This is a genomic window from Paludibacter propionicigenes WB4, from assembly GCF_000183135.1.
GTDB classification, from domain to species: Bacteria; Bacteroidota; Bacteroidia; order Bacteroidales; family Paludibacteraceae; genus Paludibacter; species Paludibacter propionicigenes.
In genome coordinates, this window is record NC_014734.1 from 630,202 (window position 1) to 642,913 (window position 12,712).

Below are 12,712 nucleotides of genomic sequence, written 5' to 3' on the forward strand. Positions count from 1 at the left end.
TGCTAATGGAAAGTAAAACCTAACGTCTGCTACCTCCACCGCTGGAGCTTCTGCTTCCACCTCCTGAACTACCAGAGCTGCTACTACTTGATGAAGATGACGAGCTGGAGCTTGAATAAGAAGAAGCAGGTGTATAGCTTCTTGAAGAGCTCGAACTATTATTGCTGTTGTATGAAGAATTGCTTCGTGTTTGATACGAAGGTGTAGAGTTACTGATAACAGTTCTTGAGCCTTCTGTGTATGAAGTTCTGTTTGAAGAAGCGTTGGTATAAGATGAATTCTGTCTGCTAGTGTAATTATCAGTAGGAGTCGTAGTCACGGTTGTTGAATATGTTCTTGGTCTGGTATTGATATTCACAGAGCTTGTACGCGTTGTTGTGCTTACTCCGCTTGAATTTTGACCATTGTTGTCTATTGTTCTTGTTGTTATTCCTGAAGCTCTTACAACTCCAATGCCGCTTGACTGATTTGTAACAGTTCTTGAGTTTAAAGCCGCCTCAGAACGTGTTGAAGCGCTTCTGGTCGATAAAGTGTTAGTGCTTCCCGGAGTATTACTTCTGGTATTGCTCACTACAGTATATTGATTAGCTGCTCTGGAAGTATTTCCACCAGATATCATCATACTTGAAGAATTTCTGGTTCCTCCAAGACGATTTCCTCCGCTGCCGTAATTAGTTACTTCACGTCTAGCTCCTTCGTCATGATTTCTGTTTTTATTGAAGCTATAGCTTCCGCCATACCCATAACCGTATCCATAACCGTATGGATAGCCATATCCGTACCCATAAGGATATCCATATCCATAATAGTCTCCCCAGTAACTACCAAAACCATAGTAACCTCCCCAGGATCCTCCGAATCCACCATAAAAGTTATTATAACTCCATGGATAATTATTCCAGCCAAATCCTAATCCAAAACCGCCGTAACCCCAACCAAAACTACCATAGCTGTAAGGGCTGAAATTATAATTCCACCAGTAAGGATTAGTCCAGGTAGGTGTTACATAAGCGTACGGACCATCAACATATACATTCCAATCGTTATTGTTCAGAAAATAGATGTCGTTATAGCTTGGGTCTCCAATAAATACAGTGTATCTCGGATTATGAAAACGACGAATGCGCTCAGCATATTCTAAGTCCGAAGAGTTTCCATTAAATCCGTTTAGATAATAACCCTTGTCCTGGTTGTTTTGAATGCTATCATTAATCGCAATTTCAGAAACGTAGATAGTATCATGTATCACTAACATATCCGAATTTACAAGACTTGGAACCGGCTTTTTGTTTGTGTTCCGTTTTACATCGCCAGCCTCACCGACAACGTAAACAGTGTCACGTATAATAGTTTTAGGTTTAGCACTAGCATTTTCTTTGTAGATAATTTCTTTAGCGCCATTTTTGTAATTCGGCTTGTTGGCCGAGTTACGATCTAGTTTATTAGAAGGCTGTGTTTTGTTTGTAACACCTGGCTTATAATAAATATCGTCAATAATCGGTGCATTGTTTTGACTTATCCCAATAAGTGGAAAAAGCAAAGCCAGCAAAACAATAAAAAAAATTGATCGTTTCATAATTATATCTCCTATCATTTAAGTCATTGCAGACTGTTTATTGATTTTGTTTTAAACAAGAATCATGCCATTAAAAGCAGATTTCAATCTAAAAAAACAAGTAAATATACAAAATAAAATTGGAACAGGATAATGATTGAAAATTATTGTACTTTTGCAGCTAATAGAACATTACACATGAATTCACTTGATGTTTGAACGTTGTAAGTTGATGTGATTCTTTTTCCTGAAAATAATTTATTAATTTAAAACTACTTATATGGATTATGTTGAGGTTCGTTTTTTTATCGAACCATACGAAGAATATATTTCTGACGTGCTGGCTGCTGAGCTTGGGGAGATAGGTTTCAATAGTTTTGTTCCTGCTGAAAAAAGTTTGGATGCCTATGCTCCAAAGAATATCTTTGACGAAGCAAAAGTAAAGAGTCTGCTTTCCGATTTTCCTTTCGAAGCTTCAATAGAATATCAAATCACTCAAATAGAATCGAAAAATTGGAATGAAGAGTGGGAAAAACACTATTTTGAACCGATTGTAATAGGAAGTGATTGCGTTATTCACAGTTCTTTTCACAAAGACGTGCCCAAAGCGAAGTATGATATTGTGATTGATCCGAAAATGGCTTTTGGAACAGGACATCACGAGACTACCAGTTTGGTGATAGGTCAACTGCTCGAAATGAATTTAGAGGGTAAAACCGTGCTTGATATGGGTTGTGGAACAGCTGTGCTGGCTATTTTGGCGGCTATGCGCGGTGCCAGTCAGTTACTGGCTATCGATATTGATACATGGTGTACCGATAATTCACTTGAAAACATAGAAATCAACAAAATAACCGGAATTGAAGTGAAACTTGGAGGTGCAGAATTGCTCGAAGGATTACACTTTGATATTATTTTAGCCAATATAAACCGTAATATTTTACTGGCTGATATGCAGCAATATGCTTCTTGTTTATCTGCCGAGGGCGAATTGTATATGAGTGGATTTTATGTTGAGGATATTCCGCTTATAGAAGCTGAGGCAAACCGAAATGGATTGAAACTGATTGACTATAAAGAGAAAAATAAGTGGGTTGTTGTAAAAACAATTAAAGAATAAAGAAAACTTTTCAAGTTTATGTTAGATAAAAGAAGCGCTGCAAAATTAGATTTTGCAGCGCTTTTTACACTGATAAAATAGCTTATTTAATTTATTTTTTGAATCAATCCCATACCAATCTGAATGGCCTTCTCATTGGAAGCTAATAAATGATGATGACGTTCAGGAAGCGATTTTTTCAATCCTTTCAATACATTCTCTACTTGAACAATTGGTCGAACTTTCAGAAGTCCACCTAGAATAATCATGTTCATTGTTTTCGCCGAATCATTAGCATAGGCGTATTCAGTAGCATCTATCCTATAAACATTGATGTCCGTGCGAGTAGGAAATTTATGAAACCCATTACCGTCAAAAATCAATGTTCCTCCGGGTTTTACTTTGCTTTCAAACCTGTCAAGCGAAGGTTGATTTAGAACAATAGCCGTATCGTAGGAGTTAAGTACCGGAGAACTGATTCGTTCTTCGCTTAATATTACGGTAACATTCGCTGTTCCTCCACGTTGCTCAGGTCCGTATGAAGGCATCCAGCTGACTTCCTGACCTTGCATTAATCCGGAATAAGCTAATATTTTGCCCATCGAAAGCACACCTTGTCCTCCAAATCCGGCTATAATTATTTCTTCTTTCATATTCATAAAATATTTACAGGTTTTTCAAATCACCCAGCGGATAAGCAGGGAACATATTTTCAACCATCCAGTCGTTGGATGCTGCAGGCGATAATTTCCATCCTGAATTACAGGTTGAAACCACTTCAACTACTGAAGTTCCTTTGCCTGCCATTGAGTTTTCAAATGCCTGACGAATTGCCTTTTTGGTTTTTCTGACAGAGCCGACATTATGCACACTTTGTCGGGTTACATAGCAAGTTCCATCTAACTGAGCCATTAATTTAGTTATATCAAGCGGGTTACCATTTAGCTCTACAGTTCGGCCACCGGGAGAGGTAGATGATTTCATGCCCAACAGGGTAGTAGGAGCCATTTGACCTCCGGTCATTCCATAGATACCGTTGTTGATAAAAATGATAGCTATGTTTTCTCCACGATTGGCAGCATGAATAGTTTCAGCAGTTCCGATAGCAGCCAAGTCACCATCACCCTGGTAAGTGAATACCAAACGATCGGGTAGAAGACGTTTAATGGCAGTGGCTAAAGCCGGTGCTCTACCATGAGCAGCCTGTTGCCAGTCTATATCAAGATATTTATATGCGAATACAGCACAACCCACAGGAGCAATAGCTATTGTTTTATCCTGAAAATCCATTTCTTCAATGATTTCGGCTATGAGTTTGTGAACCACACCATGACTACAACCTGGGCAATAATGCATAGGCGTGTCATTCATAACTTTAGTTTTGGTGTAAACTAAGTTGTTGGGGTTAATTATTTCGTTTGTTGTCATAATAATATTTCAGTTATCAGTTATCAATGATCAGTTAATGTTGCAATAACTACAACATTCAGCGGATAATTGTATAGCCATTATTATTTAATCACTACTTTATTTTTCAAAGCTGCCAGAACTTCATCAGGCGCAGGAACAATTCCTCCCATACGTCCGTAAAATTCAACAGGTACACGACCATTGACAGCTAATCTGACATCATCTACCATTTGACCGGCGCTCATTTCAACTGTCAACATTCCTTTTACCTTATCTGCATAATTGCTAATAGCCGGAGTTGGAAACGGAAATAACGTTATAGGACGTAATAATCCTACTTTAATTCCCTCGTTTCGTGCCATTTCTACTGTTTTCTGACAAATACGGGCAGTAATTCCGAATGCAATGATAAGATAATCTGCATCTTCGCAAGAAAATTCTTCATACAATACCTCGTTTTCTTCAACTTTTTTGTATTTGCTTTGCAGGCGAAGGTTTATGGTTTCCATTTCTTCGGCCTGAAGCGCAAGGGAAGTAATCACATTCGGTTTTCTGTTAGCAGGTTTACCTAAGGTCGCCCATGGATATTTCTCGCGAATTTCAGCTTCAGTCATACGGGGCTGGAATGGTGGCAATACCACTTTTTCCATCATCTGACCGATAATTCCGTCTGCAAGAATCAATACGGGATTTAGATATTTAAAAGCTAAGTCAAAAGCCATAACAGTATGGTCTGCCATTTCCTGCACAGAAGCAGGAGCTAACGTAATCAATTTGTAATCGCCATGTCCACCACCTTTTACGGACTGATAATAGTCAGCCTGACTAGGTTGAATGGTACCCAATCCGGGTCCACCACGCATAACATTTACAATCACACACGGCAATTCTGCACATGCTATATAAGAAAGTCCTTCCTGCATTAAACTTACACCGGGACTTGATGAACTTGTCATTGTTTTTTTTCCGCATCCGGCACCGCCATAAACCATGTTGATTGATGCAGTTTCGCTTTCGGCTTGTAAAACTACCATCCCGGTTGTTTCCCAGGGTTCCAGTTCCATAAGCGTTTCCATTATTTCGGACTGAGGAGTAATAGGGTAGCCAAAGTATCCATCGCATCCACAACGGATAGCTGCATGTGCAATGGCTTCATTTCCCTTCATTAGTCTTACTTCTTCCATATTCTGTTTTTTTTGAATAGTTTTTTTGTTACAGTTATTAATTGAAAGCATCTATAAAATCAGACTCTGACTTTATAGACGGTAATACATGCATCCGGGCAAACTAATGCACAGGCAGCACAACCAACACATGAATCCGCATCAGCCATAATACTATAATTGTAACCCTTCGAATTTGCTTCTTTGTTTAATGCTAATACATTAGATGGACAAGCCACTACACATAGATTACAGCCTTTACAACGTTCAACATTGATAACAACTGCTCCTTTAATTTTTGCCATTATGTTATGATTTAAAATTGACCCGCAAATGTAATTAAATTTGCCCGAAAAAGAATTTAATATGTTGTTATTTATTGTTTTTTTGTACTTAAAAAAGTCTGATATTTTTCTATAAACCCAATTCCGACGCATGTTCTCAACATTAGTTACGCTGTTGAGAATTTGATCTTCGTGAAAAATTAATCAATAAAAAAATAATCGGATTTCGACTTATTTCACCTGAGAATCATATACATTAATCATTTTTATTGCCATTTGCTTACAATTCGTTACGACCTCTGAGATTTCAAGGAATAATATCAATGTTTCGAGCAATTAGATTCTGCTTTTGTTTCCTTCTGACTCGTACTAATAACATTGATGGCAGGTAAATAGTTGTTCGTACTACCAGTTTTTAAAGGGATTCTTTGTCAGACAAGAATTGTAATAGCGTCGGTCACCGGTTACTTCTTCGCCTATCCAATCGGGTTTGATGAAAGTTTCAGTTTCGTTTTTCAGTTCGATTTCTGCTAGTGTTAATCCGGCATTATCGCCATAAAATTCATCCACTTCGTAAATATGATTACCGACCGGAATCTCGTATCGGGTTTTGTCTATGGCACCCGGTTCGCAGAGCAACAACAGTTCTTCGGCTTCATTGAACGGAATTTCTTTTTCCCATTCATAGCGGCTCAGTCCTGATTCATTGCTCTTGCCTTTGATGGTGATATAGGCTTTTTCGCCTTTGATGCGGATACGTACCGTTCGGCCGGTGACCGATGACAAGTAGGCTTGTACGATACGGAATGACCGCACAGCTTGTGATTTGTATTCGCCTTTGACGAGGAATTTTCGTTCTATTTCTTGTGACATGGTTTTAATGTGTTGATGCGATAATGTGATGATGTAATGATATGTTGACGAATAAAAGATACTATTTGCAAATCCTGGAATCAAAACAATCCAAACAAATTTACGCATCAACACATTATCAAATCACCATATCATTTCATTATTTATCTATTACAAACTCCGACATACGGACAATACTGACATACTTTCAAATTGCTGGTCTGGGTAAAAGGAACTTCAGGATTAAACATTTCGTCAAGACAAGTTGTCAAATGTTTTCGGAATGCTTCATTATATTGCTCGAAGTCTGTTACTTTTTCTTTTGACTCCTTGTTTATCAATACAGTGTCAAAATCTTCCTTAAACAAATCTCTGATATAAAATATACCGGGAGTCAGGTTGCTAACTTTATTTTCATCCTGATAAAGAATGCAGTATAAAAATGTTTGCAAAACAAACTTTGGACGATTATCTTTATCATGCTCAAATACCTCATCCAGATTCCTGAAATCAAGTTTTCCAGATCCTGTTTTGTAATCAAGGATACGTAGTCGCCCTTCTTTTTCATCGATTCTGTCAATGAATCCTTTTATGTTTACGCCTGTTTTAGTATTTTGTATCGGGTATTTTATCGTGAATTTCTCTTCGGAGCCGATATATTTGAAAGGCGCGTATTTTTGATCGATTTTCAGAACCTGTAGAATGTATTTTCTAAGGACGCTGGCTATTAGTAAATTATTACCTTCTAGCTGTACAACGGCGTTATTCTTCTTCTTGAAGTATTCTCTTGAAAATGCACTGTTTATTTCTAAATCTATTTTCAACGTGTTTTTGATTAATGAATCAAAATCATCCGATTGCATTAGTTGACCTTTATACGGTAAGTACAAGTTTTCCATTACTTTATGGAAAAGCGTCCCGAACATATTTGCTTCAACGGTTTCTGCTACCTCGTCAGTTTGTTCCACATTCTCAACTTTGGTAAGGTAAAACTGTAGCGGACAATCAATATAGGTATTGATGGAACTGGCCGAAAGTGCGGGACTGTATTTTTCGGATGATGTGAACCGGAGCAGTTTTTCCATTACAGCGGCTGTTTTGTCTATCTGAATGGCCTGCGGACTACCAAAACCTATGTCGAATGATACGGTTTTCTTTTGGACCTTTACATCATAGTGATAATGCAATTGATGCATAAAGCGGCTGACTTCGCCCGTTTGCATGCCTTCGGTGCGGGAATCGTACAAAAAGTAAATGCGTTTAGCCCGGTGAATAAGCCTATAAAAATTATAGGCCGTGATGGCATCCTGATGCTCGGTAGTTGGCAGCTCAAAACCCCGACGCAGATTGTAGGGAATAAAACTATTGTTACTACTCTTTGCAGGGAAAACACCTTCGTTGAACGATGTGATAATCAGGTTTTCGAAGTCGAGTCCACGTGTTTCGAGTACACCCATAACTTGTAGTCCGTCCAACGGTTCTCCAATAAAGGGAATGGTGATACCGGAGGTTAGTTGTCGGGTCAAGCGCACCAACGTCTCCATGCTCATGCCCACATCCATAGGCTTGGCCTTCATGATATCGGACATGCGGTTGATGGTGACATAATATTGGTACAGAAAGTCGCACTCCAGTTGATAGTTGTGCTCCTCGCCGGAAGCTTGCTGCCAGCCGTTTTGCAGGGTGCGCAAAATATGGAGCAGATAAGGCAGAAAAGTCTGCGTGTCTGTTTGCGGCACAAAGATGGTAGCCAGCAGTTCATTCCGTTTTAATTCATCGGCATCGATATAGATCCAGTTATTCTCCGCCATTTGGTGCGTGATGCGGTTGGCCTCGTCGCCACAAAGCAGGGCGATATACTGGTGATTCAGAATGTTGGAAACCGTTTGATGATAAAATGAAATGCGGTCGCCGGAGGTGCGCATGCGGCATTGCAGCTCGAAAATGTGTTCGATAAGCCCCGATACAGGTGTGGATTTTAGCGGAAAACCCATGGTGACATTTACCTTGCCAATTTGTGCCGGCAGCGAGTGGAGTAGGGGAACAAGCAGACTTTCGTCGGGCAACACCACGGCAGTATTAATCCAGTTAGTAGTTGGTAGTTGGTAGTCGGTAGTAATAAGTTGAGATTTGTCTTTATCATCATTTTCCGTTGGGTATAATTTATTCAGAATGGAATATACCTGTTTAGTTTGCCCAACAGCCGAGGGCACAGCAATGAGTTCTATCTCTTTTTCCTGCAAGGACTCGACATCGGCATCTATTTCATATTTCGACGGGAAAAGATGAATATTTTCGGCATAAAAACGCGAGGCTTGATTGTCTGCATCGCGCAGTTCGGCAGCATCGTAGTCCCAGTAAAAATCGGCCTGACCGCGTTTTTTCAGTTCAGCCATCAGGGTACGTTCGCAGGGGTTGAGGGCATTGAACCCGATAAACACAAACTGCTTCTCTTCCAGCTCGGATACAGGCTCTTTGGCACGCAGGCGGTCGGCCACATCGCGACAAATCATGCCTTCAGTAGCGGTGTTTTCTGCAATCAGCTCGGCACGGAATTGCTCGTAAACGGGCAACAAAATTTTCCAGGTAGCTATGAAATCTTCCTGCGACTTGCCCTCGGTGACGGGCACGAAATTGCTCCAGAACTGGCGGATGGCTTCCACCTGTTTCTCGGTAAAAATATTAAACATCTGGTCGATTTGCTTCAGCTCGGTGATGTTGGTAAACAGCTGACGGGCATCGACACGGTATTTATCCACGTCGTCGAAATCGGACAGCAGCATTTCACCCCAAAACACAAAGGAGTCGAAGCTTTCGTCGCTTCCGCTTTGTTCAATGTAGATGCGATAAAGGCGAAACAGGTTGCTCAGGCGGTCGGCAGTTTGCCACTGCGATGCCATAGAGAAACATTCGTTGATAGTCAGTATTTCGGGTGAAAAAATCGGCTTAGCAGCTATCTGAGAGATATAGCGCTGAAAAAACAGCCCTGCACGACGGTTGGGAAAAACAAAGCTTAAATTGCTTATGGACTCCGTATGATGGGAATAGTATGTTTGCGCTACGCGATAGAGAAATGAATTCATAGAAACCGTATTTGTGATTGACAAATTTACGATTTACAATTGAATTATACAATTTCCGGAAATAGGATGTTGGTGAATTTTTGGGGTGGAGGGATGTTGTCTATTTTCATTAACCCAAGGCGTTGCCCCTTCGGGACGTTGCCATTGGGCTGGGTTATTTCGGGCTTTCAGCCCTAAGATTTGCAAAGGTATGTTGGCAAGAAAAAACCAATAAACGATTATGATTTAGAAAACCATATAATTGATTTAGCAATCTTCTGCATGAGATCTTCAGGCTGAAAGCCTACCATATCTCAGCCCAATGGCAAAGCCATGAAATGGCGACGCCTTGGGGAAATGGATAAACCAATAGCCTGCGCCCTGAAAGGGCAGTATAGATTATGTTCATTATAGTTTCGATATTTGTCAAGATTTTTTAAAAATATCCCATAAAAGATTTGCCAATAAATTCAGAATAATGGCCACTATTCCACTCATAATCATTGTGGCAAGAGGGTATTTCTTTATATGTTTTTCTATTTGTAGAATTGGAGGTTTCTTTATTTTTTTTAGTTCTTTTTCCAACACAGATATTACTTTTGCATTAATCTGTTCTTTTTTGAACCTATCTTTACAAGAATCACAGATTATAGGTTTTTCTGTATTGTATAATATATTTGTTCTTTCACCATTCATATCAAATAAACATCCTCTCGTATCTCTATGAACAAAATTATAAACTTCATCACTTGATAAGTCACCTGCTAAGTATTTCAATGCACATATTTCATACAGTTGTTTTGTGATAAAGTTCTCCATAGAAATCTGATCTCTTATTAATATATCGGATATTTCGTATAAAGAAATAATGACACAATTGCCACCAACTCTGTGCATGTAAAAATTATCTACTAATCGGTACGGCATTATTGCAACTGCAAAGTCAGAACCACTTGGGCAAGAGATAATACTTCCTAATTTATTTTTAGTATACTTTAGATCAAAGTAATTATCATCAACATCACTTTCAGGTAAATATTCTCTACAATAAATTTCTGTAACTTCAAATAAATCTGATTTCCATTTTTTTATTTTATTGAAATTTACGAAACGGTCAACATATCCAAGTTTAATCAATGCAATTTTGTTTTTCATAGATTTACCTAATTTAAATTATATTATTTCTTCGCAAACATACTAATAATAAACATCAAATTTTATTTTTTTCTAAATTTTATCCTCCTAAAGTCTAAAAAAGTAGAGGCGCACTGCTGCGCCTCTACCAATAAACCAATATATTCAAAAGCTCTATTTCTCCGGTGTTTCCGGCGTATCATCATCTTTTTTGCGTCCTCGTCGGGCAGCCAATACGTCTTTATTATATTTGACATAGTAATTTACTTTATCGATAAAATTGGCATAATCGGCTTCGCCGTTTACAATTGCCAGTGCATTGACCTGATTTATGATAGCTTCGTAAACGTCATCAGTCACAACGCGTGTTGCTCTCACATTGCCACTGATAGCAAGGGCTTCTTCGCTGGCACGGTCGCCAAAACGATTAAGAAAATCTTCATTCGCAGCATTTTGTTGATCCAACAAGGCACTACCACCAATAATAGCTACATCGTTAGCGTAGATGGTAGTCAGTTTTTTGTTGCGAGTGTTGTAAGCTTTCGATTTGTCGTCGTAAGGGAGCTTACGTAAGTACCCTGATTGTTTCAAAATACGCTCTACCCGGAAAGCAGCTTCGCGCACGTTGGGGTCAAAGTCAATGGTCTTAGACTCTACCAGCAAATCGAAACTCCTGTCGAGCTGATCGCGGTATTTGTCGGCCTGTGTGATGCTTGTTGTAAACACACTGCCCGGATCAACTCCCATAGCGGCTTCTTCAGCAGCTATAGCTGTTTCATAGTCGGTAATAAAATTTACAATGCCCAACCTGGCAGCCGATTCAAGCATAATCAACTTGTAAACATTGTTGTGAAAAAGTGCATGCTCATCGTTGTGAGTAGAATGCAAATCAAATAACAAAATTTTCTTCATAAATAGTCAATTAAAAATGTAATGAATTATTTTAATTCAATTCATCCGGTTAGAGATGAAAAGTTCGTTAGGTCAATTTTATTGTGTCCGATGTTTCGGATTTACGCCTCCCGCCGGGTTTAGCTCGTCCGGTGCTTCGGACGACATGAATCCGTTGGAATTTACCTCATCCGATGTTTCGGACGATATAAATCCGATGGAGTTTGCCTCGTCCGATGGTTCGGATGGCATAAATCTGATGAGATTTGCCCCGTCCGAAGTTCGGATGGCATGAATCCGGTGGAGTTTGCTTTGTCCGATATTTCGGACGGGTAAATAGATGCCCAATAGGACGTTTCCGAAGCCAAGATTCACATTGTGAGAGCAAAAATAAATTAAAAAAAATAATTATCCTAACGTTTTGTTAGAAAGTTATTGAAATATTTTAGGATAAAAAGTAGAAATATAGGTTTAATGAGGGTTGTACGTTGTTGACGTTTTTGTAAATTGTAAATCAGACAAAAAAATCGTATTTTTGTCCACCCTCAAACATAAAAACTCTAAAACCAATATGATTGGAACCATCGTTAACACAGCAGCCGTAATAGCAGGAGGAACCATTGGTCTACTGCTGAATAAAAACATGCCCCAGCGCATTACCGGCATTTATTTTCAGGCGGTAGGTCTGTTTACTCTGGCTATCGGTATTTCTATGGTGGTGAAAATGGATCATATTCTTATCGTGGTTGGCAGTTTGGCTATAGGTTCGCTGCTTGGCGAATGGCTGAACATCGAAGCCGGAGCAGAGCGCTTGAGCAATTACCTCAAAGCACGCTTTAAAATAGGAAACAACAAATTTTCGGAAGGCCTGATTACGGCATTTCTGTTGTTTTGTATCGGTTCCATGACCATACTTGGCACTATTCAGGAGGGTACGGGTGGCTCGTCCGACCTGCTTTATACCAAATCATTGATGGATTTTTTCTCCGCCTTGTTGTTGGCTTCCGCATTTGGTGTCGGAGTTGTTGTATCGGCTATTCCTCTATTTATTTTTCAGGCGCTACTTACCTTGCTGGCCATGTATGCCGGTTCGTTTTTTACGCCAACAATCATTCTGGGCTTAACCAGTGTGGGCGGCATTCTCCTTATCGGATTGGGTATCAATATTCTCGAAATCAAAAAACTTCGAATCATGAATATGCTTCCTGCGTTGATAGTGGTGGCTGTGCTGCTTTGGTTATTTTAGTATTATTAGATAAAAC

12 protein-coding genes are annotated in these 12,712 nt (G+C 39.4%); 2 read left to right on the top strand and 10 right to left on the bottom strand.

Annotation, left to right across the window (positions count from 1 at the left end):
• Positions 1 to 19: 19 nt before the first annotated feature.
• Positions 20 to 1,576: a hypothetical protein gene (locus PALPR_RS02555; RefSeq protein WP_148226415.1), complete on the bottom strand. Its 1,557-nt coding sequence runs from the start codon at positions 1,574 to 1,576 to the stop codon at positions 20 to 22.
• A gap of 259 nt (positions 1,577 to 1,835) precedes the next feature.
• On the opposite strand from PALPR_RS02555, the gene prmA reads away from it, so the two are divergent.
• Complete coding sequence (gene prmA / locus PALPR_RS02560; protein ID WP_013444045.1) at positions 1,836 to 2,675, top strand: 50S ribosomal protein L11 methyltransferase; 840 nt, start codon at positions 1,836 to 1,838, stop codon at positions 2,673 to 2,675.
• Positions 2,676 to 2,761: 86 nt separating this feature from the next.
• Here the strand turns inward: prmA and PALPR_RS02565 are convergent, their stop codons facing one another.
• From PALPR_RS02565 to PALPR_RS15755, 9 genes are all read right to left on the bottom strand, one after another.
• Positions 2,762 to 3,307 carry a 2-oxoacid:acceptor oxidoreductase family protein gene (locus PALPR_RS02565; protein WP_013444046.1) on the bottom strand — a complete coding sequence of 182 codons (546 nt, stop codon included), beginning with the start codon at positions 3,305 to 3,307 and terminating at the stop codon, positions 2,762 to 2,764.
• Between the two features lie 13 nt (positions 3,308 to 3,320).
• A complete protein-coding gene (locus PALPR_RS02570; protein WP_013444047.1) occupies positions 3,321 to 4,082 on the bottom strand; it encodes a thiamine pyrophosphate-dependent enzyme in 762 nt (253 codons plus the stop codon).
• 83 nt (positions 4,083 to 4,165) lie between these two features.
• On the bottom strand, positions 4,166 to 5,248 hold the full coding sequence (locus PALPR_RS02575) for a 3-methyl-2-oxobutanoate dehydrogenase subunit VorB (RefSeq protein ID WP_013444048.1): 1,083 nt from the start codon (positions 5,246 to 5,248) through the stop codon (positions 4,166 to 4,168).
• Positions 5,249 to 5,307: 59 nt separating this feature from the next.
• On the bottom strand, positions 5,308 to 5,532 hold the full coding sequence (locus PALPR_RS02580; protein ID WP_013444049.1) for a 4Fe-4S dicluster domain-containing protein: 225 nt from the start codon (positions 5,530 to 5,532) through the stop codon (positions 5,308 to 5,310).
• 384 nt (positions 5,533 to 5,916) lie between these two features.
• Positions 5,917 to 6,384 (bottom strand): CYTH domain-containing protein, encoded by a 468-nt coding sequence (locus PALPR_RS02585; protein ID WP_041620603.1) that lies wholly within the window; start codon positions 6,382 to 6,384, stop codon positions 5,917 to 5,919.
• A 143-nt stretch (positions 6,385 to 6,527) separates the two neighbouring features.
• Positions 6,528 to 9,446 (bottom strand): PD-(D/E)XK nuclease family protein, encoded by a 2,919-nt coding sequence (locus PALPR_RS02590; protein WP_013444051.1) that lies wholly within the window; start codon positions 9,444 to 9,446, stop codon positions 6,528 to 6,530.
• A gap of 405 nt (positions 9,447 to 9,851) precedes the next feature.
• Positions 9,852 to 10,580 (bottom strand): hypothetical protein, encoded by a 729-nt coding sequence (locus PALPR_RS02595; RefSeq protein ID WP_013444052.1) that lies wholly within the window; start codon positions 10,578 to 10,580, stop codon positions 9,852 to 9,854.
• A gap of 153 nt (positions 10,581 to 10,733) precedes the next feature.
• The gene (locus PALPR_RS02600) at positions 10,734 to 11,471 is read right to left on the bottom strand and encodes a DUF6261 family protein (protein ID WP_013444053.1); all 738 of its coding nucleotides are present in this window, start codon (positions 11,469 to 11,471) and stop codon (positions 10,734 to 10,736) included.
• Between the two features lie 78 nt (positions 11,472 to 11,549).
• Entirely contained in the window at positions 11,550 to 11,825 is a 276-nt protein-coding gene (locus PALPR_RS15755; RefSeq protein WP_148226416.1) for a hypothetical protein, read from the bottom strand.
• Positions 11,826 to 12,021: 196 nt separating this feature from the next.
• Between PALPR_RS15755 and PALPR_RS02610 the strand changes: the two genes are divergently transcribed.
• Entirely contained in the window at positions 12,022 to 12,696 is a 675-nt protein-coding gene (locus PALPR_RS02610) for a DUF554 domain-containing protein (protein WP_041620157.1), read from the top strand.
• Positions 12,697 to 12,712 lie beyond the last annotated feature (16 nt).